The sequence below is a fragment of the Prochlorococcus marinus str. MIT 0918 genome (genome assembly GCF_027359415.1).
GTDB lineage: Bacteria > Cyanobacteriota > Cyanobacteriia > PCC-6307 > Cyanobiaceae > Prochlorococcus_E > Prochlorococcus_E marinus_C.
Map to the genome: position 1 here is coordinate 574823 of NZ_CP114780.1, position 23925 is coordinate 598747.

Genomic DNA, 23925 nt, shown 5'->3' on the forward strand with positions numbered 1-23925 from the left:
AATTAGATCTTGAGCTTTTTAATAAATCAAAAAACTATTACTTATTTAAGATCAATACAAGTACTATAATAAAGTGATTAAAAGGATAGAAATTAAAAAAAATAATTCACTTAAGCCTCCTTCAAAAGCGATAGTAAGACTTTATAGTTTAATTGCTATTTTACTAGTTTTAATACCTGAATGGCTTGCTGAACTAACTCTTCTTATAAAAGATTCTAATAATAATTTAGATATACCAAAAGCAAATGAAATCTGGGAGACACAAGCAGATCTTAAACTATCTACAATGAACATTAGGCAGTTAAGAGAACTTGCTGTTTCATTGAAAATTCACGGCTATTCAGGAGAAGACCGAAATTCATTATCAAGGCGACTTCTAAATAAATTAAAAAGCAAATCAAAAAGAATCTGCAAATTTCAAAAATTCTTATGAATAGCCAAGATGCTATAACTTTAAATTACGGGACGTGGCGCAGTTTGGTAGCGCACCACTTTGGGGTAGTGGGGGTCGTGGGTTCAAATCCCGCCGTTCCGATTTGATCAACAAAAAAACATTAATGCCTTTTAGAAGTTGTTCCTATAAACTAAAACAAATTCATTTCAACCTAAAATGAACTAGTGTTTTAATTATTCAACAATAATTTTTAAATTGAAAAGCATAAGTTTTCTTCTAATCAAATCAACTGATTTTCTTAGGAAATTGACCTATATTTTTTTTGCATTATTTATATTGTTTGTAATATCCTTATTTACACCCTCAGCACAAGCTAATACATTCAAAGAGTTTGAAATAAATATGAATAATTGGAATGAAAAGATTAAAATAGCAAGTGATTATCTAGATAAAGCAGAACAATCACTTAAAGAAGGTGATGAAATACAAGGGTGTATCAAACAACGCAAAGCAGCTGAATATGGAATTGATGCAACTAACTCACTGATAAAAGCTTTTCAAGAAAGAGATCCAAATTACGATATGTCTGACATAGAAACTGGCCTAGCAAAATGGAAAGAGCTTAGGGATTTTTGTTAACCCTACCTAATCAAATTCCTGTTTGAATTATTTATTTAGCATCAAAATACCTACCGGGAAGCAATAAAAAACCTAATATTACGTATCAAAATATACATCATAATGTAACAGACATTTCAAAAAGTGCATACGTCGCTACAGCAAATCCCAGTCATGAAAGTCATAATAGGGAAGTCCAAGTGTGAGGATTCCACAAATGAAGCTTTTCCAGCAATTGCTGGTAGCTCCTGCTGCTCTGGGTCTATTGGCTCCTTTAGCTGCTAATGCAGCTGAAGTCAACATCAATGATGTTGCCAATTATGCGACTACAGGTGCAGAGGTAACTACTGCTCAATACTCCGATGTTGTTCCTGGAGATTGGGCTTATACAGCTCTTCAAAATCTAAGTGAGAGCTATGGCTGTGTAGACAATGCCTACACACAAAATCTTAAGAGTGGTCAGGCTCTAACTCGTTATGAGGCTGCTGCACTTATTAATGCATGTTTAGAAGGCGGTTTAGCTTCTGCTGACGTTGATTCTGATGCAGTTCGTCTTTCCAATGAGTTTGGCACTGAAATGGCCATCCTTAAAGGACGTGTTGATGGACTTGAGTACAAAGTTAAGGAACTTAGTGCTGGACAGTTCTCTTCTACAACCAAAATGTCTGGAGGAGCTGTATTCACAACTGGTTTCGTTGATGGACCTAGCTCCAAAGATGATAACAAGCTAGCAACTGAGTACAACTTCACTGTTGACCTTAATACCAGCTTCAATGGTAGAGATGGTCTTTATGCACAGGTAGTACAAGGTAACCAATCTGAACTTGTACTTGAAAGTTCAGAGACAGATAGTACTCTAACTGTTGGTTCACTTTACTACTCATTCCCAGTAGGCGATTTCCAAGTAACAGCTGGTCCTCTAGTTGACCAAGATGATGTTATTTCAGCAAGCACTTCTATCTATTCTGAGAACTTCAGATTAGACACAATGCGTTTTAGTGCTGCAGGTACTGAGACTGGTCCTGGTGTTGCTGTTGCTTACGCTAATGACAGTGGTTTCAACGGTTCAGTAAGCTACGTTGCTCAAGATGGTGAGAATGGTACTAAAGGTATGTTCTCCAGAGAAGGAGATGACGTACTGACTGCATCACTTGGTTATGATGCAGACAACTTCGGTGGTGGAATTCTTTATAAGAATGCCGATAACAATGGTGACACCAATGGTGAAAAGACATTCGGTGTAGGTGCATACTTTGCTCCTGAGAATCTACCTACTATTAGTGTTGCTTATGACACTAAGGATCCAGAAACAGTTAGTACAACAACTAACCCAACTGGTAAGAATTCATCCGCTCTTACGATCGGATTGGATTATGAGGTAGGTCCTGGTACTGCAAGCCTTGCTTGGCAGAGCTTCGAAGATGCTTCTATTTCATCTTATAAGACCCAAACCCTTTCTAACTACGAACTTTACTACTCATATCCTGTATCCGATGGTATCGATGTACAGGGTGGTTTGTTCTATGAAGAAGGCAACGGTCGTCAAGCTGACACAGTTGGCTATATAGTTGAAACATTCTTTAGCTTCTAAATTAGTAAGCTACTTAGATAACTTCAATTACTATAAAAGGCTCTCACCTAATGTGAGAGCCTTTTTCATGTTGATTTCTAATTTTCTGAGAACATTTGATCTTTTTGTTTAATAATAATTAAATATATATAAAAGAATTATATGTTTAAAGGTAATACTCGAATAAAAAGTTAAAACCTAATTTTCATTTTCCTCATCAGAAAGTAAAGTTGAACGAATCAAACTAAAAGAGCTTATACCTACAGCGATGAAAATAAATACACTTATGCCAATAAGAATGGAAACTGTTGTAGTTGACAATTCAATCTCTCCAAAAGCTATTGAAAGAAAATAAGAATATGGTAATTCAATCATTTGTTTTTAGAGAGCCTCATTAATGTAATACCAAGCTAATAAAAAAGTTCCAAATAACAATCGATAAGTGATAAAAATCATCATATTATTTTTTTGTAAAAATCTCATCAGAAAACCAATCGATAAATATGAAGTAAAAGCAGAAGAACATATACCAATTAACAACGGAGTTACACCTACTAAATTAGGTTCATAAATAGCTCCTTTTAATTCAACTAATCCTGCAAGCGTAATAGCTGGCAAGCCTAAAAGGAAAGAAAATCTTGCTGCAGATTCTCTTTCTAATCCAGTAATTAAAGCAGTAGTAATGGTAATACCTGATCTTGACACACCTGGGATTAAGGCTAAAACCTGCGCACATCCAATAAAAAAACCATCTATTTTAGAAACCTTATCTATAGTTTTTATTTTATCGCTAAATAACTCTGCCAAAAATAATAAAATCGCCATAAGAATGGAAACTATTGCGACAGATGGAATAGTTCTTAGAACTGAATTTTCATAATTGCTCCAAAATAATTTAACTAAACCTCCTACAAAAATAATTGGCAAGCTACCAATTAAAATAGAAGAGAATAAATTAGTCCTTCGATTATTCCACGATTTCTGTAGAATTAATCTTGAAAAACCATTCTTAAGATCAACAATATCACTCCAGAAATAAGTAATCAAAGCAATAATACTTCCTAATTGAAGCGATGCAGAAATAGAAACTCCTGGGTCTTCCCAACCTAATAAAGCAGGGAAAATCATAAGATGAGCAGTACTACTTATCGGTATAAACTCAGTTATGCCCTGAATAATTCCTAAAAAAAAACTTTTCCAACATTCTTGAAAAAAAGTGTTAGAAGCATTTATTGTAAAAAAGATAAATGAGCTCATATATAAATTAATTAAAAGATTACTTATAATCACTGTAATCTGAAAAGCTATAAAAACCATATATAGCTCCCTTGTAAATTCCCAACCTATGAAAAAAGCATATATATCATTTGCAATTTCAATTGCTTCCTTATTGATTTCTCCTCTACAGGCAGAAGCAAGTTATTGGCTAATAATAGGAAGCTATCGTCAAGGTCCAGGATCAAGACCTGAAGTTAGTGGTATTACAAGTCCCTCACTATATGCAATCCCAATGGAATCAATGGAATTATGTGAAAAAGCAGGGACGAAAATTACAGAAGAAATTTACAAGCCTGTTTGGCAATTTGATAATAAGTGGTCATGCATTAAGAGTGCCAAGTAAAAATATCTAATCGTTAGGTTGAATTGTTGGTAATAATAATCAAATTTAATTAGCGCTTAACATCATGCGCACATCCATCTCCATTATATTTATCACTATTGTAATACCCATTTCTTGTACCAAAATAAGCAGTAGCAATAACAAAAGGGATTGATATCCAAATTAAAAAGCTTGATAACACCTTGAAAATTTTAGTCTTTTTCAAATATAGGGTAAATCCAAAAGGTTTTAAACCTAATATGATCAAGAAGAAATTAAATTAACAAGAAATTTTTAAAAATTGGATTAACCGCAAAAACTATTATTAAGCCAGATAGCAAAAGCCAAAAGAAAAGTAAAGTAAGTACAAAAGTTGACCCTCTAAAGATAGGCTTGAAGAAACTATTATTACTCTCGTTTTTCAATATAAGTTGACATTCTAGAACTTGTGATTTAGATAAACGAAAATATTCTGACCCTGGAAGGCGCACATCAGAGTATTGGAATTGCAACTTCTTGGTTATGGATTCGAATTCCTTTGTCTTTAAATGCGCCGAAAGGATTCCTGGCCTATAAAATTCTTCCGACTTATTTAAATTAGTGCTACAACCAATATTATACAAATCTCCATTGCGAATTAAATATACATATCCTTCCATAAAAACTAATATAAGAATTCTAATTATGGAGTAAAAAATAGAATATACTGAAAATATTGAAAATACTTATAGAAACCTAGAAAAACCTTCACTTTTCTATGAAATTCAATTATTAAAATAGGATATTTAAACAAATCTTCTAATGATCATGCTGCAATAGGAAGATCTTTATTAAGGGTGTCTATCCTAAGACGTTGTTCTAGTTTAGGTCCATAAAGCTCATCACCCCAAATTTCAACTTTAGATTCTTGAGGAGCTAAGAAAAGAAAAACTTCCTTAGGAAATATAACTCTTTCTAAAAAGAAATTCTGTGGTCCTATACATCTAAGGACAATCATAGATTTTCCTTCATTACAATAAGAAAATTGAGTCATAGCCTAATGATTCTCTAATTATTAGAACACCTTTGAACAATTCATACTGTATAAAAAATAACTAAAACTAATTATAGAAAGAGATAGGAACTTTAAACAGAAAAAGGTTCATTATAATTTCTTTGTTTCTATGTTAATTATTTCTCTTAATTGATTAACCTCCACAACAACATCACAATCAATCTCCATTAAAGAAAACTGAGGTATAGAAGCTTGAATCATCCGTAAAAAAGAAGTTAAAACCTCTCCTTGGAGCCCAGATCCTCTAGTTAATAACATCTGTTGTTCTTGCTGAACTTTCCATTGACATGTTGAAGAAAAATCAATGGTTTTTATATGCCACAATTTAGAAATTCTTTTCCATATTCCTAAATACATAGAAAGAGACTTTTGTATTTTTTTCCTATAAATTAATTCATCCTCAGTTAGTGGTGGCGTTAAAACCTGATTCATTTTGCTTTGACTTAAAGAATAATCAATTGGATAACAACCTAAGAACCATCCTTCTAAAACTAAAAGGTCTGGATAGGCTCTATGCCAACCAGACCTATCTCCATAACCATTTCTCAACGCTTTATCAAATTTTGGAGCATTAAGCTCGCCAGTTTTAAGCCAATGATCAATTGATTGATCTAGAAGCTTAATTGAATGACTACCAGGAAACCCTCGAGGAACACCCCAAGGATTACCTTGCATAGCCAAATCCAATTCTGAACCTGTTAGATAAAAGTCATCTAAAGAAATAACTTTTACCGACATATTCAACTCTTTCGCTGAAGCTTCCAACCATCTTCCAAAGGTAGTTTTACCACAACCAGGTAATGCTGATAATCCCAAAACATACCTTCTTTCAGGATTATCTAAACACTTACTAATCTCTGTAAGAAATGGGAGACCCAAACCCCAAATCCAATCTAATTTAGTTCCCTTGGCCCAATAGGAAGATGCTAACTTTTCACCATTTTTATATGACCAATAATCAACCCATTCAGAAAAATCCCATTCTAATTTATTTAATAAAGATTCAAACTTTTCAATTGAGAATAAAATCTCAGCATGGATAGGATCACCAAATGGAGGTTTAATTATTTTCTTACTTTTTTGTTTAGAAGAGACATTAATCATAATTGTTATATATGGCTATTGATCAAATTCTTTATTGACATAGCCCATCCTTCTGAATGAGGGGCTGGCGCTATAATCAAATCTTGATTCTTAATATTATCAACTAAAGTCTTATTAGGTCCACTAACTCCTGGAACAACGACAGCTTTATCTGCTATTTCTAACAAAGGTAAATCATTAGGAGAATCTCCTAAAGCTATTATTTTCGCATCAGTTTGATTAAGGTATTTTTTTAATTTAACTACTGCCTTACCTTTATCACTATTCTCATCTAAAAGATGACTCATTCTATTTCCTTGATAGATTTTACAGCCATATTTCCCAGCAATACTATTCACATTAAGCCTATCCTCATCAGTTGGATTAAGAAAAGGAACGCTCCATTCTCTTGCCAAAGCAAGTTTTATTGAATTACCTTTCAAACCAGTTAGAAGCTCAATATCTTCATAAGATAAATCATTAAGCCCCTTTAATTTAACACCAATTTCTAATGAAATATTTTCTAATATTGCCTTTAAGTCTTTATAACTTCGTCCTAAAATTAATTCCCACTCTTTAGTATCTAATTCACTATTTCCATATACTGCACCACCATTTTCTACAATAAAAGGATCATGTAGATCTATATCTTTGCGCAATAATCTAACCTCAGAAGCAGTTTTACTTGTACATGGAATTATTGGTATTTTCAGTTCTTGTAACCATCTAATTGTAGGTATCGCAGGAGTTAAATCATAATCATGATCCATCAATGTTCCATCAATATCAGTGACTATCCACCATTTATCACGTTTGGTATTTAATGTCATTTTTTTTGAGTTAACCAATGAACAGCATAAGGGTTTAATTCTATTCGATTGTCAAAATAAACTTTATTATTTAAACAATCACACCAAGCAGAAGGAAATTTTGTAAGGAGCACATCCGCAAAAGAAAAACTTAGCTTTTTATTAGTCATATTATGTAGAACCCACACACGATAGTCTTCTATACCCCGTGAAAAAAGTACAACGTCACTACGTTTCTTACTATATAAAATCATAGGCTCATCTGGATGAAAAGCTTTTAAACGACTTCTAACTGTCATTGCTTGGTTTAAAGCTAAAAGATTTTTACTAGCATTAGAATTAATATCTTTCAATGCATGTTCTAATGATTTAAAATCAAATCTTTCTCTATTAAGATCTCGTCTTTCACCAGATTTATCAAAAGCAAATATATCATTTTCAGATGCCATGATTGCTTGTAAATAAAATGCAGGAACACCTTTCAAAGCCATAACAAAAAGTTGACTTAATAGAAATCTTTTGGATTGAAAAAGATTTCTATTTATTCCTGTATCAGCCATTGCACTCCACCAACTTATATTCAATTCATACGGCTTATCTTCTCCATTAGACATTCTTCTATGACTAATAAGTCCACCACGTTTTTCACATGCAATTAACAAGTTATGTAGTCTATATGGCTCCATCAAGCCTTCTAAAGCCCTAAGGCCAATTCCATCATGAGAAGCAGTAAAGTTTAAAAAACCTGTTTTATCAGGAAGAGTAGGCCATGAGTCTAACCATTTATTAACTAAATCAGCCTTGTTAGTAATCAAGGCTTCAAGTAACAAAGGCGGCAAAGGGAAATTATATGCAAGTTGTGCTTCATCACCAGAAATAAGGTATGAAACATTCTCTTTCTCGGGAACATTTGTTTCTGTTATAAGGACCCCTGATTCACAAAGTTCTTTAAGTAATATTCTTAAAACCTTTACTAAATCATGAGCTTGCTTCATATTCAAACAAGTTGTTGAAGGCTCTTTCCATATAAAACCTATTGCATCTAATCGAATCCATCGAATACCGTTCCTTAAGTATTTAATTATTAAAGTTAAAAATTCTAATATTAAGAGAGGTTCATTCCAATTAACATCAACTTGATCTGGACCAAATGTTGTCCATACGTCTTTTCTTCCTTGATTAGTTATAATACTTGTAAACAAAGAAGTATTTCTTGCTCTAATAACATTTCCCCAATCATCCTTAATAGAAGGCGACAAAATATATTTAATTCCTGGATTACTAGACATTTTAAATTGATGTACCCATGGATGAGAAGCAGAAACATGATTCAAAACCAAATCTGCCATAATTAAGTTATTTTCAGAAAGATTATTAATATCATCCCAATCACCAAACCGTGGTTCTACTTTTTCATAACTTGATACTGCAAACCCACCATCGCTAGTTGAACATAAAAAAGGTAAAATATGAATTATAGATGCAAGTTTACCTAGATGATTATCAATTAATCTTTTTAATGGTGATAAAGTAGATTTACTATTTGAATAAACTCCATCAGCATACGTAATTAAAACAGCTGTAGAAGAATCCCATACAGAAGCCTGCTTTTGATTGTGATTAAAATCAATATCCTTGTTTTCTTCCAAAATCTGCAACAATTGCGACCACATATAATTAAAGTCTTCTGGAGAATGATCCTTGTAGATTGTTTTCAGCAAGCCACGTAGAGTTTCTAATTGCGCACCAGCACCTGTCACTGCGTATTCACCAATACTCTGTACAGGATCATCGTAAACACTCTTTCATTCAGTTGCTCTTATTACCGAATGGACTTTCAACAGGGATTAATCACAACAATTCATCAATATGGAGTTACTGAAGATTCTCTTGATCTATTAAGGCAAGGTTTAAGAAGAAAACCAACGGCTCTTTTAATCCCTTGCCTATTTGAAGAATTCAAAAGGCCAGCTTTGTCTCTTACAAAAAATGTATTGCAAAAATTGGAAGGGTTGAACGAATTAATTATTGCTTTATCTGCCAAATCTGCTAATGAGGTTTCAGAAGCCAAAAGATTTTTCTCTGACATGCCTTTTCCTGTCCACGTTCAATGGACTAATGGGCCTGCTGTAATAGAGCTTCTTAAAAGTCAAGAAAAGAATGGGCTTGATTTATTAGGAACACCAGGCAAAGGATGGGCTGTTTGGCAAGGCATTGGTATCGCCACAAGGAAATCTGAGGTGGTAGGGCTTTTTGATGCAGACATAAAAACATTCGGCCTTTCTTACCCTGTAAGAATGTTGCAGCCATTACTAGATCCATCTAATGGGATCTCATATGTAAAAGCTTTTTATAGTCGTTTATCACAACAGACAAATGCATTACAAGGACGCGCAACAAGGTTATTTGTTGGCCCTTTACTGACATCCCTTGAACAAATTTATGGTCAAGGTCCTTTCCTCAAATACCTACAGGCTTTTAGATATCCTTTAGCAGGAGAGTTTGCATTTACAAAAGACCTAGGCATGAATTTAAGAATTCCTTGTGACTGGGGATTAGAAATCGGATTGTTATCTGAGGTTTATAGAAATGTAAGGATATCCAGAATCGCGCAAGTTGATCTTGGGGTTTTTGATCACAAACATAAAGAAATTGGGAAAAGTCAAAAAGAAGGCCTTCAGAAAATGTGTACGGAAATTTTATCTAGTGTCTTAAGAGGGTTAATGGAACATCAAGCTGAAACATTAACGGATTCTCAATTATCAACTTTAGAAGTTTTATATAAAAGAGTAGGTCAAGATAGAGTTAAACAATTTGGATTAGACTCCGCAGTAAATAATATTCCTTATGATAGGCATGAAGAAGAATTGTCAGTTCAAAAATTCACAAAGCTCCTAAGACCTTCAATTATACAATTTCTTAAATCACCTGTTACTCAACAGCTGCCTTGCTGGGCTAGAGTACTATCATGCGAAAGCAACATGCAAGATGATCTAGTCAATGCAGGCTTAGACTTAAGTCTCCTATAGTTTTCTATATAAATAAATCCAACTCTTTTTAAACTAAAAATGCATACAAAATTTTAAATTATAAGATCAAATTAAGATCAAAATATGTTTCTCTATAAAATTATAGATTTTTTTAAATGATATTTTCGTTTAATTAATGATATTTTCCAAAAAATATTTCTATAGTCAACCGCATCTATATAGATATAAGCTCTTGACATTAGCTATCGTATTCCTATTCTTCGTAAGAATATTGTTGCTAGTTAATTTTAAATAAACTATGAAAGAAATTCTTAATCTTATAGACTTCTTTGAGCATTTTGACCATGGGGATCCCTATATGAGAGCAGCCATTTCAGAGCTTCAAGACAACATGCCCAAAGAGCTTCTAGACAAAAGATCAGACTGGTTCATAACATGGTCACAGGCCACTAAAAGAGTAAAAACATAACAATGTAAGTAAAAAGACACGTCCTAAGATGCTTTTGATGTATTAATAACACTGTTTACTAAAAGCCATGTTTCCTTTAACTTTTGCTGGCCTACTCACCACCCCAGCCCCATCTGCTGCATATCTTGGTATTGCTGCAATAGCACTATTTGCAGTAATGGCAGTCTTAGTAGGTCCTGATTATGACCAACAAAACATTCCTGCTAAAAAGGACTAAAGTTTTACATCCTTTAGCTTTAAGGAATAATAGGGGTTAGGCAAATGCCAACCCCCTTTTTTTTTGTGCTCAAATCGTATAATTCAAAAAATAGCCATCCATTGATCCTGCAAGAAAGAATAATTCTCAAAGTACACAGAAAACTCAATACCTTTCTTTCTTTAAATAATTTCAAAGTAAATAATTCTATTCTTATTAAAAAATGGGCTTCTTTCCTATCATTCGCCCTCTTGTATAAGAGAAATAATATCTAATGACTAATTGAAAGAAGGTTACTCCATCCTTAATCAATCACCACCACCATTACAACTCCAAACCTTATCTGGAAGTCCTTCAAAAGCAATGGTCCTATCAATGCACTCATTTTGGATTTTTGCCCATTCAGCTATAGGAAGAAAAGACCTAAGAGAAATTGCTATAGATCCAAGACTGATAGAACTTAATAAAGCCAAAGCTAGAAAAGCATTTGACTGATTTATTGCGGGGATTTTCATAAAAAAAGATTAATCTACTTATGTTATATAACAATAGTTTGATTACTTAAAAGAAACAACTTTTCTAAACCAATATTCAAATGAAATAATCAACTTTAACTAGTGCCTAGAGAAAGAGATTTTCATGTCAGCAAATCTAAATTATGTTTATAAATAACTACACAAGTAAAAATAATACGTATAAAAGATAAGAAAGTTACCAATCAAATAGCAATAACGAAAACAAGGTCCTACCATTCTGCAGTCTATTATGAATATTCTAAAAATAGACTAAAAAACCAAATGCTTCTAAACAAGCCAATAGTTATGACTACGATGGAGAACCTAAATTAAGATATCCAATAGAATCAAACTGTGGCAATAGATAGTTTAAAGGCAGTAGAGATAGAGGTGGAAATAAATAAGTTAAAACTGAGTTTCTAATAAGATTCTTGAGTTAGTTTAAGTAGGCTTGTATGTATATATTAGCAAAAATAGAGGTTTTAGAGTATATATTTTTATTTTTTATACTTTAAATAATAGGAATAGTTAAAGAGTTTATTAGCTGCTAACAATTACACCAATTAGTTAGAACTAGAGCTCTTGGATGAGTTGAAATTAGGACAGCTCGAATTTCTGACTTTTAATGACAAATAGATTACACCTATAATAAATAAAGCTATATAATAATGGTTATTATATAATAATATAAGGAAGCCCCACAAGACATCATGGAAAATCTTGGCCAAGTAGATCTAGGCAGTAAAATACTTTCAATAGTTATTTTTATTGGTTTTACTGCCTTTATAGTCCTGATTTTACGCTTGGTGCTAACTGGAATTAATTTAATTGCAAGAATTCTTCGATCAAAAATTAATCCCTCTAATCAAAATAAATAGATATTATCTAATAATATTATAAAAATATAATTGATTAAAATTGGTTTCAATAAAAGATATTTTAAAAGTGATGAGCAAAATAAGAAAATCTATCCTTGACTAAAAGCTTTTACTAACGTAGGATTCTGAAAATTTTTTCCTATAAGATCATAAATAAAGAAAATTCACTAAAAGCAGTTGGATCCAAGGTCAATATAGACCTTGCTAAGATTAAAGATCCTATACCTTCTGAACTTTTAAATGATATAGCTTCAGATCCCTACGGAGAAATTGTGGACTATAAAATTACTGATGGAACTGACATAGGAGTTATATTAAAATTAAAAACTGGTCAAAAAATATGGTTATTCAAAGAGGAAGTAAAAGGTTTTGATAATGAACTAAGCATAAAAAAAGAACAATTATATTCAACAACAAATAAAAGAAGAGCTATTCCGAATAAAGAAATATCCTACATATTTAATCCTATAAATTTTTTAAACTGGTTAATTAGTTCACTTGAAAATGTTATTTAAATAAATTTTATAGATTCATATACAAAGAGCAATTTTACTTTTGCTGTATTTTCTCTGAACCACCTGATCTTGACAGTCTAGCCAACTGATACATACGTTCGTGTATAGTCATCGAATCATATGAGTGTTTTGAAGATGAATAAAACCAAGAATCATCTGGATATAAATTTAGATTTTCTCTAAGGCCAAGATCTAATGTTGTAAATGCAAGAATATTCCATTGTCCTAATGGTTTTCTAAAGCCTATCTCTATTAATAGTTTTCCATCTTTAACAGGTGGCTTAGTAAAAAGCTCATTTATTTTCTTATTTACTTCTATTTCCTTCATAATGCAAGTTGAATTGTTTTTAGATTTTCCACTTGTTATATCAAACATCCGAAGACATAAGCAATATATAGATTTTTCATGTATTTGATGTTTATCAAAATCACTCAACGTCCAATTAAATTTGACAAGATTATTAGTCAAAAATCTACTAGAAATATATGAATTTCTCTGAACAATTTTATTAAGTATTCGATTCCTAACTTCTTTTAGTTTTCTCTTAATCCGAAAGGAAAAGTTCATGAAGAAATTTAAGAATTTTAGATATTTTTACACTACAGAATACTTTTACCATCAATGCAAAGGTTTTTTTAATCTAAACCATTTCCTTTTCCTGACAAAGGTATAGTTCTTTTGTGAGGAGCAATAGCAATCTAAAATCAGATAATTTCCAGAATACGGTACTCTATAAATATCAAAAAGTTCAATTCATAAAAGAAGCTATAGTTAAGTTGTTATTATTTTTACTTTTAAAATTCTTAAAATCTTATAATATTATGAAGAAGGTTTTATTAGCAAACGGATAGAATTCAGTGTTTTTTTTTACATCTCTTTTAAAAAGACGTCCTAAAGTAATTTCTATAACTAAGTATGATAGAAACCCAACATCTAACCAAATAGAATATTTAACTGACAAAATTAGACTCCTAGAGCAAGAAATCAAAAAAACAACAAAAGATCTATTTGAAGCTCAAATTGTAAGATTTCGTTCAAATTTTTCTAAGAAGAATAATATTTTTGATACCCTACAAAACAAAATTGTCGAATCAAATGCAATTCAATCTGCAAATTGGCATCAACAAAAACTTTTAGAACTTAATAATGAATACAGGGATATTCAATATAAATTGGATCATTTAACAGGAAACTTCTGGAAAAGAAGATTCCAAAAGTGGCTGAGATTTGCTTCTTTAGTTGCTATCTTAACTAGTTTGATCATAATTTTCATATTAGGATTAGTTGCAGCGATTTATTTATTACCTATTTTTGCAATGTTAATTTTCATTATTGTTCTTATAAAAAAATATAATTAATAAGGTTTAAATCAAAAAAAGCTCAATATTTATAATCCTTAAAGCAATTAAAAACAAAGACTTATGAAATATTTCAATGGTTAAAGTGGTTTCCCTGAAATAAACTGGTGAACAGCTGGAACACTTCTATATAGCAAATAGATAATTATCACAAGAAGGTTTCCTCCTACGACAAGAGCTCCTGTAATGAAATTCTGACTAGAAGAAGTGTAATCCCACTTGGGTTCATTATTAGGAGGTTCTGAATTAGTCATTTTTTTTATCTAATGCAATAGAAATAGCATTTTTTGACGGAAAAAGCTAAGAGGTTTGTTATTTCAACAAAATCTGCCATTTTAGCTTTATTTCTTAGCAGACTAGCAAAAGACTATCTAGCAAGGTGAATTGCTATAAATTCCATATGATCTAGATTGATTTCTAAAGTCCATAGCATTAGAAAAGTCTTAAAGTAAAAAGGACAAACTTTACTTTAAATAAAATGTGAATTAAAAATATATTACCTCTTCTTGGCTTTAATCATTAGTAAAGTTTAATTTAATAATAAGAGCAAATAAAACCTATCGCTCATCTTTAAAAGGTTTATGGATAGTTTATTTATATGTATATCTCTCAGTCCTAATCAACTATTAAATTCGAAGCTAATCTAATACTATTTCTACCTATTAAAAACCTAATAATTAAAGTTCAACCTCCAACTAATATCAAAGAATCCTTAAATGGTGTTACTAACCACTTGAAAAAAAATGATTCCACGGGATCTTTAAGAAAATCAATCAAGTTCTAAATGCTTGTTTTTTTTCTCTTTATACTTTTTCTCATTGGTTTAGGCACATTAATCCTATATACCAATAAAAGTGCAAAAGCCCAAGAAATTAAAACGGTGTTAAGTCAGATAGGTAAAGACTTTAAGAATTTATATTCAAGCTTTCAAAAATTATTTAGCTTACTCAGTGAACTCTTACCAAATGAAGATAATAATTCCTCAAATGCTGCAGAAGAAATCAAATCCTCTACAGAAGCATTACTCTCAGAACTGACAAACAATTCTTCTGAACAATCAAGCCAGGAAACTCCTCAATCCCTTAACCAAGAAGTTTTAGATGTCGCAATTGATTCTTCTGAACAATCAAGCCAGGAAACTCCTCAATCCCTTAACCAAGAAGTTTTAGATGTCGCAACTGATTCTTCTGAACAATTAAGCCAGGAAACTCCTCAATCCCTCAACGAAGAAGTTTTAGATGTCGCAACTGATTCTTCTGAACAATCAAGCCAGGAGACTCCTCAATCCCTTAACGAAGAAGTTTTAGATGTCACAACTGATTCCTCTGAACAATCAAGCCAGGAAACTCCTCAATCCCTTAACGAAGAAGTTTTAGATGTCACAACTGATTCCTCTGAACAATCAAGCCAGGAAACTCCTCAATCCCTTAACGAAGAAGTTTTAGATGTCACAACTGATTCTTCTGAAAATCATCAAGACGAATCTATAAAAGATTCACGTTGAAATTTAAGATCTTTTAGTTACATAAAACCTAAAGTAATAAAACTATTTAGGGGCTTAATCATTGCTATTAGAGCATTGTTACCTTTTGGAAAAGTTAATGTTTTCAAAACAAATGAATCTAATTCTCAATTGAATGTAAGTTGTTATTCACTAAATTAGGTAATCTATGTTCAAGAATATTCTAATGGTAAGTTTAGGTCTTTTTTGTGGCTTGTGGGCCTCATGGCCAGGAATTACTAAAAATCAAAGTTGGATTTGTGCTAAAAATCTAATAATAGATTCTCGAGAACAAAAAACTCCAATAAGAGCTATTTTAGCGGTTCCACCCAAATACTTCTTAGGTCGGAAAAGTTATAAAGGAATACTAGGTAGAACAAGGATTCTAGGGGATGCTTGTTTCAGATAAAATAAAATAGAGTTATTTATTAATCGCTAAGACTAAAACTCTTATTATTATTTAAATCTTAGTAATTTAATAATATTATGATTCAACTAACAGAGTACCTTATCAAAATTTTAAATATTAAATAAACCCTCTAAAAACTATGGATGAAATCCAAAAGGAAGACTTTCAAGGGAAAAAATGTTTATAAACTTACGGGCAATTTTCATTAGAACTTCTTTACGTGTACTAGTATTTATACTCAATGATTTCCCTGAGAAGGGAAATAATCTTTAATAAGATCAGTAAATGAACTTTCTAAAAGATGTTAAAGAAACAATTATCTTTAAAGAAAAATCCAGCCAAAATTAAAGCTAGATATTCATCAGATGATCGCTGGGCAAAAGCAGCTTTAGAATCGTCAATAAATTATTGCCTTAAAGCCTCTTCCTACCCTTCATGTCCTGTTTCTATTCAGTCTAATCTTTAACTTACATATAGAAAGATTAAACTTATGCATTAATCAAGCAGATTATTTAGCAGTAGGCAAATCCTTAACTGTCATAACCTCCATTAATTTATTCCAGCTTTTTGGAAATCTCCAGCGAAAAAAGAATCCGGCATATACTAAATATGCACATCCTTCAACTGGATGCTGAATCAATTGCAAAAAACGAGTCATATGTATTTTTTTAATTTAAATTAAAGCTAGAAGCTTGAAATTGAAAGAAAAGTTTTACAAGAAAAGATTCTACAAATTTTTGAAATCCAATCAATAACTATTTTAGCTATTAACTTTTAGCACTAAATTATTTATAGGTATATATTTTGAATCTGTGCTAATAAAGTTGATAAGTATATTCTCTAACGTTTTTATCGATATGCATTTTAATAAGGCTATATCACTTTAAGGAGAAATGTTTTTAACAGCCGCACGTGCTTTGGAAAGAATCTCACCATTTAAAGGAACAAACCCTAAAGCAGGAGCCTTCCCTTGAGTATTGTCACTTAATAAGTAGTTAAGCATGGTCTTAATAGCATCTGCTTTCTCCCTATTACCTCTTTCATATGCAAGTATCCACGTCAAAGTAGCAATAGGATAAGCACCTCTAACACTTGGGTTTGGATTCTGTCCTGCTAAATTTTGATCTAATTCAATCCCATTCAATGCTTTAGCACCTGAGTTTGCATCAGGCTTAAGGAATTCACCTGAAAGGTTTTGCAAAGCAGCTGCTTTAACGACTCCTTTAATATAAGACTGATTAACATATCCAATAGCCCCAGTTGTATTGCGAATAACACCCGCTACTCCTGCATTACCTTTACCTCCAATACCAATAGGCCAAGCTACTGATTTCCCTGTTCCTAACGTCCAAGTTTTGGAAAATGCCTGCATTGAATTCGTAAAAGCCTTAGTTGTTCCAGATCCATCTGAACGATGTACCCAAGTCAATTTACCTGCAGGACAACCTACTTGACTCCAATTTGTAATTTCACCAATAGCAATACGAACAGCTTGCTCTTGTGTAAGCATAAGGTCGCAATCGTAGTTGTAACCAAAGGCAATAGTCCCTCCTACCATAGGAATTTGAACTAGGCCACGATCTACTTTTGCTATATCTTTTGCTTTCATTGGATCATCAGATGCTCCAAAGTTAACCGTTTGATCAATAAAAGCTTTACGGCCAGATCCAGAACCAACCGCCTGGTAATTAACTCTAGGGCCACCTTCTTTTGCTAAATCAGAAAACCAACGAGTATAAATTGAAGCTGGGAAAGTCGCTCCTGCGCCGCTTAAACGAACATTTGAATTACTAGAGGAACCACAAGCAGTAATAACACTACTCAAAAGAAAAGCAGAAGAAAATAAAAAAAAGTTCCTAACAATAATCATTGAAACTTTGGTATAACACCTTCACCATATCTCAATATAGATCTATCAATAAAAGATTAACAATTAAAACATTTTATTAATACTTCCAACTCATTATAAAGCAATAGAGTTACCTAACACAATAGACATTTAAAATAAAATAAATATGAACCAATCTATTTATCTTTATTTAGTCAATGGGGAAAGAACAGGAGAAGGGTTCTGGAAAATTGGTGCAACAAAGAATGTAGATCCATTAAAATCAGACAAAAATTTCCTCGAGTGTTATCGCAAGGAACTAATTGGTGAAGATGCTGCCAAAGAAATTTTAATGGCTATTCAATTAAATATTGATACCTTAATAAATTCATGTTTGAATGATGGATATGAAATTCCAATTCCTTCTGAAGGCATATCGTATGATTTACCACTTTCTGTTATTGAAGAGATTTTTGAGTTTTGGTTAAACTTATATAAAGACCCTATATTATTTAAAAAAGTAGTTAAGCTTCTTAAGCTTAAAAAAAATATTGACTTTACAAATCCGACTATAGTTAAAGGAATAAAAGGAATCACAGCAGAATGGATAAAAAAACTCGAGCTGCTTAATAAATATAGACCTCCATCGGCTACTAAATCCTCTTCAAAAGATCCAATGTGGGTAGAGAATCAAGAATAATAAATAGATTCTTAATTCAATTATAAATAATTAAATTGAACAGAATTTTAAGAGAACCATATTCCACCATTTTTTATAGCATCCAAAAAATTTTGATTTTGTTTAATTTGATCATTATTAAGACCTGCTGTCTCATTTAAATGGTCCATTGGTTCTTTCACGGATTTATGTAAAGACTTAGTAGGCCATAATCTCAAAAGTAAAGATTTTGTTCTTACTCTCGCAAAAGCATCCATATCTCAAATCCATATTACTTATCTAAGTAATAGCTAAATATTTAAATCAACTACTATTTCGTAATGTTTCCTTCCGAATCACTCAAGAAAGTTAGTCAATCGAAACAAATCACATTCCAAATTCTTATATAAATGCTTATTTATTTATTGGACCAGTCAAGTTCTTGCTGGTTAGGTATTTATCACTAATATTCTTATTACCGCATAATAATAACTAAAGAGTTATTCAAATCTGTAATTGAAGCTTCCTCGAGGAGGGGAGATGAAGGCTTGAAGAATTGTTGATGTAAATATGAGCTAAAGTTTTATTTTAGACTCTAATAGGCAAGAGGGTAATACATATAATGCTTTCCGAGAATTCCACATACATTCAAATCTAGTCTCTGCACATCCATTTTTGTCACCAGCTATGCATTGTTTGGCATACAGCTTTAACCCATCGCTCAATAGAATTCCAATCACAACGGCTGTGATTATTTGCAAAAAGCTCAAATATTTTCTAATTGCCATAGAAATTAATGCAATAATATCTATAAATTATTTTAAGAGATTAAAAAAAAACAGCCCAATTAAACAATAGCCTTAACTCTAAGAAACTCAATTTTTTAAGTTTAAAAATATTTGCAGCTGAATCAAGCATTATAAATTAGGGAATAATCTCAGTCGGCTCTTTTAATTTTCTAATCGTTAGGTAATCACATCACATGACATAAATGTTCAACAACCCCTCCACTAGGAAGTCGTTCGAGAAGTCGAGGGTTGTCTTTATACAAACCATTCTCATTATCCTGATAACTCCACAACCACTTTTTATCAGTAAAACTTATTTCGCCAACATTAAATGTAACTGGAAGCATCAGCTTTATATCACGCCAATCAAGAACAACAAAAGCTCCTTCATCAATATTCTCAAGGTCATTCGTAATAGAGAAGTCTCCATTTAAATTATTTCTGATAGTGGCCTTGAGTTGATCACCATCGCAAATGAAATTGGAAGAAGGAGTGATGATAATAAAAAAGCTAAGCAATAAAGATACTAGCCACATAATATATGGATCTCAAATGTTAAAGACAAAATAATTGTATTCTGATATCTCTAAAAGAAAAAGCAGGTGGAAGCTTAATAATATAAAAATAGCCGCAAGTTCTATTTCTTGAATAAATTATGGTCATTAACGACTATAAGTCTTGACTTATCAAGAAAGGGTAACTTTATAAATGTTTAACTTGAACTTTAAAGTACAAACACTAAAATAAAATAAAATTTCCAGGTAAATGGAAAAAAAAATTAGACATTCAAAATATCCTAGCAACCTCTTCAACCCAAATCATCAAGGGTTAACTACATATGACCTGACATACGTAACCGCGAAGACTAATAGAAGAAAAAATGAAGAGCTTCAATTGAGTATCAATAAGAACAAAACACGTAAAGGTTTTCTATATGAATAACACATAGGCCTAAAAGCAAGATAGGCATTAGAGACAAGCTTGAATAACTGTGAATATGTCACTCACTAATTATATGCATCATCTGAAATAAATTTTAACAGCCTAATTACATCTAATTGAAGTAGGCAATAAGAGATCACAAATTATCAATTCTGAACATTATTAAGCTACTCCAAAGAATATGTGGAACAGTTAACGAATAAATGACATAGATGTGTGAGCAAGAAGATATAGCAATTGATCCATAATCAAAAGTACTTACTCTTACATAAATATCTACCAGTAATTAGAGAGTTGTTGAAGCGACTTTCTTTTTTTATGGTAGATATAAATTAGGTGCCTTCCTCTCAATGTCTCAATTTACAATCAAGCTAAGCGCTAAGGCAGATGCCTTAATCGCTCAACTTCAAAAAGAAATCTTCAATCGTAGGCGTAAGAAAATCACAGCTGCAGGCGTAGTCGAATCCTTAGTAGAAAGCGGTGCAAAGTCTCAATCTGACAAGCGATATGCTTCATCTTGGATGAACTTAATTAAGGATATTGAAAAGGCCGCTAAAGTATCTGAGGTCCATGGAAATAAACCCGCAAATCTTAGTTCTGATGAGTGGGCTATGGTCTTAAGCCATCGCACACGCAAAGGCACGAAAACAACTAAACCATCTGCAAATAAGGCTCCCAAAGCAAAAGCAAAAGCAAAAGCAAAAGCAAAAACAACTAAAGCCGTAGCAAATAAAAGCTCTGTTGCTAAACAAGCTACAGATACGACTGCAGTAAAGCCAAGAAAAGCGAGAAGAGCCAGAAAATCACCTACTAAAACAACAGAAAAAAATACTTAAAGGCCATTAAATCCAAGGCTATAGAACTAATTAACGAATCTATAGCTTTGGATTAACTCAAGAATAACTTTTAAAGCCAACTCAAATATAGTCAATTACTGATTCATGTATTCTAAACAGGTATTCAACAACAAAAAAAATGATTGTTAAACTCTAAGCTCAATTAAAATAAATATACTACTTACATCGTTAAAAAGTAATTAAGCAAGGAAAAGTATTAATCCAATAATAAAACCTGTTAGGTGACCTGAGAAGCTTATGTTAGGCAGGAGAGACCAAAGGAAACCTATTAATATTAAAATACGCATTGATCTGAAAACATTAAAGTCACTAAGCAAGTCAATATTTATTCCTAGAAAATATTTTTTACCATAAATGGAGGACAAGAAAATAAATGCATATACAGCATAAATAATTCCACTAAAACCTATTAATACAGAGTGGCTATTATGCAATACATATGTATCAAAAAGCCATTGAAAGAATGAATGCAAAGGAATTATTAACAAAACGAGCAAGAGGAACAAATAATTAAATTTAAGAGATAATTGCTTAAAGAAATATCTAGCAACTACTATTCCAAAAGTATTAGCAAGAAGATGTCCAAAGTTTCCATGAACAAAATGTGAAGTAAATGATCTATATATCTGATAAGGTAAGGCCCCAGAAATATAAGCTAAATCAATCTTATTAATGACCTTTAATAAATCTGTTGATATAAAAAAAGCTAAAATTGTAAGGAAAGGGATGGCATATTGCCAGTCATCTCTATAAATCTTAATAGTCACATTATCTTGCTAGGAATCTAAAGCCATTTCAATAGCTGCTATAAGCTCTTCATTATTGGGACTAATATTTGGCTGAAATCTTGCAATAACATTGGAATCTTTGCCTATTAAAAACTTTTCAAAATTCCAACTTACATCTCCTTGCGGATCTGACTTATTTAAAGTTATATAAGGCTCTGTTGTATTTCCTTTAGCATGAACTTTGTTAAAAATCTCAAAATCGACCCCATATTTTGTTGAACAAAATTCTTTTATTTCAGGAATAGTTCCTGGTTCCTGCTCTCCAAAATCATTACAGGGGAATCCTAATACAGCAAAACCTCTATCCTTATATTTATTATGAAGAGACTGCAAGTCTGCATACTGAGGTGTATTACCACAAAGACTAGCTACATTAACTATTAAAAGTACTTTTCCAGAGTAGAAGCCTAGTTTTCTCTTCTCACCATCTGAAGCCTCGACTAAAGTGTCACTTACGTTTACTAACATAGTTAGATATAGGAACACTTACAACATAACAGCTCAAAAGAGTACTTAGAACAAAATTTAGGTAAAGTTTAAACATAAATGTAAAAAATCTTATAAAAATAGTAAGAGTTGATTTTTATTAGCTTGAAAAAAGACTCTGCAACATGCTATACGAGATTATAAAGGGTAAATAAATATTAGAATTATTAATAATTCGCAAGAAAATTAATTAGCAACCAGAAAAATCAAAGAGAGACTTTTCTAAACCTATATTTTGAACGTAATATGAAAACTGTTGGAAGCACAATCACAAATAGAAAGAAAATATACATCTACTAAAGAATCACTATTAGGTAATAGTTCAATAAGATTTTTTTGGGAAAGGTTCATTACCATATGGGTGTTATCATTGACAATAACTGGAATAATTATGGAAACATTATTTGTGAGCCCATAAGTGGAAAAAATCTCTTTTCATAATAAAAGATACAATCATTATAACTACTAGTATAAATTCAATAAGTATAAGGTACTAAGGTTAGGTTGTGAAGAAAGTAAAGGATTAATTCTGCATAAAGTATAAATAAAAAAATATCGTAACTATGACTAAGTGGTTAGAAATTAGTCACATGAAAACAAAAGCTATGTACAAAGATATCAATTCGACTAAAATAAATAAAGAACTCGTAACTGAGAATGAAAAAACAGAAAAACATAAAAGAAAATCTATTGATTATGATTACACTAGGTTTGTTTTTGCCCTCTTTAGGTTCCTCAATATATAACCAATATCTCTGGAATAGGTTTGAAGAAGAAAAGTTAGTAATTTTTAGGCCTTGGGTGGAGGATGGCTATCCTCATATACCTCATGATCCTAATAATGATATTGATACTATTGAAGATTTTGTAAGAAAATCAGAAGAAAAAATAATTAGAATTAAGGATCCTGGCTTAATAGCAAAAACAATTACAGAGCTAGTATCACTTCAGTATAAGCATAGGCATTTAGAGTATAGATGTTCTTATAATTGGATTGGTTGTTTATTTAGTAAAACTAAAATACCTAAATTAAATGAAGCTCTTTATGTAATAAGACCACGTCATATAGCCAAAGCACAACATTCTTTTTGTAGTCAACAAGCAATTATTATACAATCAATTTTAAAAGGATTAAATATAAATTATGCAACAATAAGAGTTGTCTGGGATGATGTGAATCTTGTAAGGCGTGGGCATTTCTTTACAATAGCTTTTATAGGAGGGGGTAGCTATCTAATGGATTCTGACCTCATGCCAAATATAACCTGGTCAGGTAATTTCGCGAATAATTTGCTTACAGAGTCTAAAACAGAGACCACTTTTAAAGCTATGTATTCTAAGATAATTAATGAGTCAGACTTACCTAATAATACATATATAACTGCATCAATTAATAATTTTAATTCTTACCCTGCTTCCAAAGGTCTTATGATGCAAAGAATAATTGAACATAGCTCATGGTATGGTTGGATTTACTTATTAATCATTTTACTTAGTCAAAGAATACAAATTAACTTATTTAAAAGAAAATAGTCCATAATAATTGTCAAACGACTATTAATTATAATTATAAAATATTATTTGAATTCTATAATTTTATTATTATTTGACACAAAGA

Annotated in this window: 32 protein-coding genes and 1 tRNA gene; 17 read left to right on the plus strand and 16 right to left on the minus strand. The window is 31.7% G+C overall.

Translation table 11 applies throughout. The annotated features are described in order from the left end of the window. Positions 1 to 73: 73 nt before the first annotated feature. The 4 genes from O5636_RS03065 (at position 74) to O5636_RS03080 (ending at position 2603) form a co-directional block, all read left to right on the plus strand. Positions 74 to 433: a hypothetical protein gene (locus O5636_RS03065; protein WP_269623156.1), complete on the plus strand. Its 360-nt coding sequence runs from the start codon at positions 74 to 76 to the stop codon at positions 431 to 433. 28 nt (positions 434 to 461) lie between these two features. Next, positions 462 to 535, plus strand: a tRNA-Pro gene (locus tag O5636_RS03070). A gap of 165 nt (positions 536 to 700) precedes the next feature. Then, a complete protein-coding gene (locus tag O5636_RS03075) occupies positions 701 to 1033 on the plus strand; it encodes a hypothetical protein (RefSeq protein WP_269623157.1) in 333 nt (110 codons plus the stop codon). A gap of 196 nt (positions 1034 to 1229) precedes the next feature. Further along, complete coding sequence (locus O5636_RS03080; protein ID WP_269623158.1) at positions 1230 to 2603, plus strand: iron uptake porin; 1374 nt, start codon at positions 1230 to 1232, stop codon at positions 2601 to 2603. Between the two features lie 177 nt (positions 2604 to 2780). On the opposite strand, the gene O5636_RS03085 is transcribed toward O5636_RS03080, so the two are convergent. Continuing rightward, positions 2781 to 2957 (minus strand): hypothetical protein, encoded by a 177-nt coding sequence (locus tag O5636_RS03085; RefSeq protein ID WP_269623159.1) that lies wholly within the window; start codon positions 2955 to 2957, stop codon positions 2781 to 2783. Between the two features lie 6 nt (positions 2958 to 2963). Then, positions 2964 to 3839, minus strand: coding sequence for an undecaprenyl-diphosphate phosphatase (locus O5636_RS03090; RefSeq protein ID WP_269623160.1), 876 nt, complete (start codon positions 3837 to 3839; stop codon positions 2964 to 2966). Positions 3840 to 3927: 88 nt separating this feature from the next. On the opposite strand from O5636_RS03090, the gene O5636_RS03095 reads away from it, so the two are divergent. Continuing rightward, positions 3928 to 4203, plus strand: a complete 276-nt coding sequence (locus O5636_RS03095) for a hypothetical protein (RefSeq protein WP_269623161.1) — start codon at positions 3928 to 3930, stop codon at positions 4201 to 4203. Positions 4204 to 4252: 49 nt separating this feature from the next. On the opposite strand, the gene O5636_RS03100 is transcribed toward O5636_RS03095, so the two are convergent. From O5636_RS03100 to O5636_RS03120, 5 genes are all read right to left on the minus strand, one after another. Then, positions 4253 to 4384 (minus strand): hypothetical protein, encoded by a 132-nt coding sequence (locus O5636_RS03100; RefSeq protein ID WP_269623162.1) that lies wholly within the window; start codon positions 4382 to 4384, stop codon positions 4253 to 4255. 603 nt (positions 4385 to 4987) lie between these two features. Then, complete coding sequence (locus O5636_RS03105) at positions 4988 to 5215, minus strand: DUF1830 domain-containing protein (RefSeq protein WP_269623163.1); 228 nt, start codon at positions 5213 to 5215, stop codon at positions 4988 to 4990. A gap of 111 nt (positions 5216 to 5326) precedes the next feature. Beyond that, complete coding sequence (locus tag O5636_RS03110; protein WP_269623164.1) at positions 5327 to 6340, minus strand: uridine kinase; 1014 nt, start codon at positions 6338 to 6340, stop codon at positions 5327 to 5329. A gap of 5 nt (positions 6341 to 6345) precedes the next feature. Then, a complete protein-coding gene (gene yedP / locus O5636_RS03115; RefSeq protein ID WP_269623165.1) occupies positions 6346 to 7149 on the minus strand; it encodes a mannosyl-3-phosphoglycerate phosphatase-related protein YedP in 804 nt (267 codons plus the stop codon). Then, positions 7146 to 8888: an alpha-amylase family glycosyl hydrolase gene (locus O5636_RS03120; RefSeq protein ID WP_269623166.1), complete on the minus strand. Its 1743-nt coding sequence runs from the start codon at positions 8886 to 8888 to the stop codon at positions 7146 to 7148. Before O5636_RS03120 ends, yedP begins: the two co-directional genes overlap by 4 nt. A 69-nt stretch (positions 8889 to 8957) precedes the next feature. On the opposite strand from O5636_RS03120, the gene O5636_RS03125 reads away from it, so the two are divergent. The 3 genes from O5636_RS03125 (at position 8958) to O5636_RS03135 (ending at position 10804) form a co-directional block, all read left to right on the plus strand. Continuing rightward, a complete protein-coding gene (locus O5636_RS03125; RefSeq protein ID WP_269623167.1) occupies positions 8958 to 10157 on the plus strand; it encodes a glycosyl transferase in 1200 nt (399 codons plus the stop codon). Positions 10158 to 10416: 259 nt separating this feature from the next. Then, positions 10417 to 10587: a hypothetical protein gene (locus O5636_RS03130; RefSeq protein ID WP_269623168.1), complete on the plus strand. Its 171-nt coding sequence runs from the start codon at positions 10417 to 10419 to the stop codon at positions 10585 to 10587. Positions 10588 to 10654: 67 nt separating this feature from the next. Next, on the plus strand, positions 10655 to 10804 hold the full coding sequence (locus O5636_RS03135; RefSeq protein ID WP_269623169.1) for a hypothetical protein: 150 nt from the start codon (positions 10655 to 10657) through the stop codon (positions 10802 to 10804). Positions 10805 to 11091: 287 nt separating this feature from the next. Here the strand turns inward: O5636_RS03135 and O5636_RS03140 are convergent, their stop codons facing one another. After that, on the minus strand, positions 11092 to 11298 hold the full coding sequence (locus tag O5636_RS03140; protein ID WP_269623170.1) for a hypothetical protein: 207 nt from the start codon (positions 11296 to 11298) through the stop codon (positions 11092 to 11094). 710 nt (positions 11299 to 12008) lie between these two features. Here O5636_RS03140 and O5636_RS03145 point away from each other — a divergent pair. Together O5636_RS03145 and O5636_RS03150 are read left to right on the plus strand one after the other, a co-directional pair. Next, on the plus strand, positions 12009 to 12176 hold the full coding sequence (locus O5636_RS03145; RefSeq protein ID WP_269623171.1) for a hypothetical protein: 168 nt from the start codon (positions 12009 to 12011) through the stop codon (positions 12174 to 12176). A gap of 149 nt (positions 12177 to 12325) precedes the next feature. Next, positions 12326 to 12691 carry a cytochrome b6f subunit family protein gene (locus O5636_RS03150; protein ID WP_269623509.1) on the plus strand — a complete coding sequence of 122 codons (366 nt, stop codon included), beginning with the start codon at positions 12326 to 12328 and terminating at the stop codon, positions 12689 to 12691. A 34-nt stretch (positions 12692 to 12725) separates the two neighbouring features. Here O5636_RS03150 and O5636_RS03155 read toward each other — a convergent pair whose 3' ends face one another. Then, entirely contained in the window at positions 12726 to 13259 is a 534-nt protein-coding gene (locus O5636_RS03155) for a DUF4912 domain-containing protein (protein ID WP_269623172.1), read from the minus strand. Positions 13260 to 13549: 290 nt separating this feature from the next. Between O5636_RS03155 and O5636_RS03160 the strand changes: the two genes are divergently transcribed. Then, positions 13550 to 14050: a hypothetical protein gene (locus O5636_RS03160; RefSeq protein ID WP_269623173.1), complete on the plus strand. Its 501-nt coding sequence runs from the start codon at positions 13550 to 13552 to the stop codon at positions 14048 to 14050. A gap of 80 nt (positions 14051 to 14130) precedes the next feature. Here the strand turns inward: O5636_RS03160 and O5636_RS03165 are convergent, their stop codons facing one another. Beyond that, positions 14131 to 14304: a hypothetical protein gene (locus tag O5636_RS03165; RefSeq protein ID WP_269623174.1), complete on the minus strand. Its 174-nt coding sequence runs from the start codon at positions 14302 to 14304 to the stop codon at positions 14131 to 14133. Between the two features lie 530 nt (positions 14305 to 14834). Here O5636_RS03165 and O5636_RS03170 point away from each other — a divergent pair. The 3 genes from O5636_RS03170 (at position 14835) to O5636_RS03180 (ending at position 16426) form a co-directional block, all read left to right on the plus strand. Beyond that, on the plus strand, positions 14835 to 15554 hold the full coding sequence (locus tag O5636_RS03170; protein ID WP_269623175.1) for a hypothetical protein: 720 nt from the start codon (positions 14835 to 14837) through the stop codon (positions 15552 to 15554). A 166-nt stretch (positions 15555 to 15720) separates the two neighbouring features. Beyond that, a complete protein-coding gene (locus tag O5636_RS03175; RefSeq protein ID WP_269623176.1) occupies positions 15721 to 15960 on the plus strand; it encodes a hypothetical protein in 240 nt (79 codons plus the stop codon). 301 nt (positions 15961 to 16261) lie between these two features. Beyond that, a complete protein-coding gene (locus tag O5636_RS03180; protein WP_269623177.1) occupies positions 16262 to 16426 on the plus strand; it encodes a hypothetical protein in 165 nt (54 codons plus the stop codon). A 42-nt stretch (positions 16427 to 16468) separates the two neighbouring features. Here the strand turns inward: O5636_RS03180 and O5636_RS03185 are convergent, their stop codons facing one another. Next, on the minus strand, positions 16469 to 16618 hold the full coding sequence (locus O5636_RS03185; RefSeq protein WP_269623178.1) for a hypothetical protein: 150 nt from the start codon (positions 16616 to 16618) through the stop codon (positions 16469 to 16471). 225 nt (positions 16619 to 16843) lie between these two features. Further along, on the minus strand, positions 16844 to 17830 hold the full coding sequence (pstS, locus tag O5636_RS03190; protein WP_269623179.1) for a phosphate ABC transporter substrate-binding protein PstS: 987 nt from the start codon (positions 17828 to 17830) through the stop codon (positions 16844 to 16846). 145 nt (positions 17831 to 17975) lie between these two features. Between pstS and O5636_RS03195 the strand changes: the two genes are divergently transcribed. Continuing rightward, positions 17976 to 18488: a josephin gene (locus O5636_RS03195; RefSeq protein WP_269623180.1), complete on the plus strand. Its 513-nt coding sequence runs from the start codon at positions 17976 to 17978 to the stop codon at positions 18486 to 18488. Positions 18489 to 18535: 47 nt separating this feature from the next. Here the strand turns inward: O5636_RS03195 and O5636_RS03200 are convergent, their stop codons facing one another. Both O5636_RS03200 and O5636_RS03205 read right to left on the minus strand, forming a co-directional pair. Next, positions 18536 to 18724, minus strand: coding sequence for a hypothetical protein (locus tag O5636_RS03200; protein ID WP_269623181.1), 189 nt, complete (start codon positions 18722 to 18724; stop codon positions 18536 to 18538). Positions 18725 to 19419: 695 nt separating this feature from the next. Then, the gene (locus O5636_RS03205; RefSeq protein ID WP_269623182.1) at positions 19420 to 19770 is read right to left on the minus strand and encodes a hypothetical protein; all 351 of its coding nucleotides are present in this window, start codon (positions 19768 to 19770) and stop codon (positions 19420 to 19422) included. A gap of 756 nt (positions 19771 to 20526) precedes the next feature. On the opposite strand from O5636_RS03205, the gene O5636_RS03210 reads away from it, so the two are divergent. Beyond that, positions 20527 to 21012: a hypothetical protein gene (locus tag O5636_RS03210; protein ID WP_269622701.1), complete on the plus strand. Its 486-nt coding sequence runs from the start codon at positions 20527 to 20529 to the stop codon at positions 21010 to 21012. Between the two features lie 200 nt (positions 21013 to 21212). Here O5636_RS03210 and O5636_RS03215 read toward each other — a convergent pair whose 3' ends face one another. Both O5636_RS03215 and O5636_RS03220 read right to left on the minus strand, forming a co-directional pair. Then, positions 21213 to 21800: a rhomboid family intramembrane serine protease gene (locus O5636_RS03215; protein WP_269623183.1), complete on the minus strand. Its 588-nt coding sequence runs from the start codon at positions 21798 to 21800 to the stop codon at positions 21213 to 21215. Between the two features lie 9 nt (positions 21801 to 21809). After that, positions 21810 to 22289 (minus strand): glutathione peroxidase, encoded by a 480-nt coding sequence (locus O5636_RS03220; protein ID WP_269623184.1) that lies wholly within the window; start codon positions 22287 to 22289, stop codon positions 21810 to 21812. Between the two features lie 675 nt (positions 22290 to 22964). On the opposite strand from O5636_RS03220, the gene O5636_RS03225 reads away from it, so the two are divergent. Continuing rightward, positions 22965 to 23840: a hypothetical protein gene (locus tag O5636_RS03225; protein WP_269623185.1), complete on the plus strand. Its 876-nt coding sequence runs from the start codon at positions 22965 to 22967 to the stop codon at positions 23838 to 23840. Positions 23841 to 23925: the final 85 nt, after the last annotated feature.

Coding starts and splice junctions, on each gene's coding strand:
- O5636_RS03180 (WP_269623177.1), top strand. CDS start 16,262: ATGTTAAAGAAACAATTATCTTTAAAGAAAAATCCAGCCAAAATTAAA.
- O5636_RS03080 (WP_269623158.1), top strand. CDS start 1,230: ATGAAGCTTTTCCAGCAATTGCTGGTAGCTCCTGCTGCTCTGGGTCTA.
- pstS (WP_269623179.1), bottom strand. CDS start 17,830: ATGATTATTGTTAGGAACTTTTTTTTATTTTCTTCTGCTTTTCTTTTG.
- O5636_RS03165 (WP_269623174.1), bottom strand. CDS start 14,304: ATGACTAATTCAGAACCTCCTAATAATGAACCCAAGTGGGATTACACT.
- O5636_RS03225 (WP_269623185.1), top strand. CDS start 22,965: ATGAAAAAACAGAAAAACATAAAAGAAAATCTATTGATTATGATTACA.
- O5636_RS03170 (WP_269623175.1), top strand. CDS start 14,835: ATGCTTGTTTTTTTTCTCTTTATACTTTTTCTCATTGGTTTAGGCACA.
- O5636_RS03130 (WP_269623168.1), top strand. CDS start 10,417: ATGAAAGAAATTCTTAATCTTATAGACTTCTTTGAGCATTTTGACCAT.
- O5636_RS03145 (WP_269623171.1), top strand. CDS start 12,009: ATGGAAAATCTTGGCCAAGTAGATCTAGGCAGTAAAATACTTTCAATA.
- O5636_RS03095 (WP_269623161.1), top strand. CDS start 3,928: ATGAAAAAAGCATATATATCATTTGCAATTTCAATTGCTTCCTTATTG.
- O5636_RS03090 (WP_269623160.1), bottom strand. CDS start 3,839: ATGAGCTCATTTATCTTTTTTACAATAAATGCTTCTAACACTTTTTTT.
- O5636_RS03155 (WP_269623172.1), bottom strand. CDS start 13,259: ATGAACTTTTCCTTTCGGATTAAGAGAAAACTAAAAGAAGTTAGGAAT.
- O5636_RS03210 (WP_269622701.1), top strand. CDS start 20,527: ATGTCTCAATTTACAATCAAGCTAAGCGCTAAGGCAGATGCCTTAATC.
- O5636_RS03110 (WP_269623164.1), bottom strand. CDS start 6,340: ATGATTAATGTCTCTTCTAAACAAAAAAGTAAGAAAATAATTAAACCT.
- O5636_RS03085 (WP_269623159.1), bottom strand. CDS start 2,957: ATGATTGAATTACCATATTCTTATTTTCTTTCAATAGCTTTTGGAGAG.
- O5636_RS03105 (WP_269623163.1), bottom strand. CDS start 5,215: ATGACTCAATTTTCTTATTGTAATGAAGGAAAATCTATGATTGTCCTT.
- O5636_RS03205 (WP_269623182.1), bottom strand. CDS start 19,770: ATGTGGCTAGTATCTTTATTGCTTAGCTTTTTTATTATCATCACTCCT.
- O5636_RS03175 (WP_269623176.1), top strand. CDS start 15,721: ATGTTCAAGAATATTCTAATGGTAAGTTTAGGTCTTTTTTGTGGCTTG.
- O5636_RS03140 (WP_269623170.1), bottom strand. CDS start 11,298: ATGAAAATCCCCGCAATAAATCAGTCAAATGCTTTTCTAGCTTTGGCT.
- yedP (WP_269623165.1), bottom strand. CDS start 7,149: ATGACATTAAATACCAAACGTGATAAATGGTGGATAGTCACTGATATT.
- O5636_RS03220 (WP_269623184.1), bottom strand. CDS start 22,289: ATGTTAGTAAACGTAAGTGACACTTTAGTCGAGGCTTCAGATGGTGAG.
- O5636_RS03135 (WP_269623169.1), top strand. CDS start 10,655: ATGTTTCCTTTAACTTTTGCTGGCCTACTCACCACCCCAGCCCCATCT.
- O5636_RS03195 (WP_269623180.1), top strand. CDS start 17,976: ATGAACCAATCTATTTATCTTTATTTAGTCAATGGGGAAAGAACAGGA.
- O5636_RS03185 (WP_269623178.1), bottom strand. CDS start 16,618: ATGACTCGTTTTTTGCAATTGATTCAGCATCCAGTTGAAGGATGTGCA.
- O5636_RS03125 (WP_269623167.1), top strand. CDS start 8,958: ATGGACTTTCAACAGGGATTAATCACAACAATTCATCAATATGGAGTT.
- O5636_RS03200 (WP_269623181.1), bottom strand. CDS start 18,724: ATGGATGCTTTTGCGAGAGTAAGAACAAAATCTTTACTTTTGAGATTA.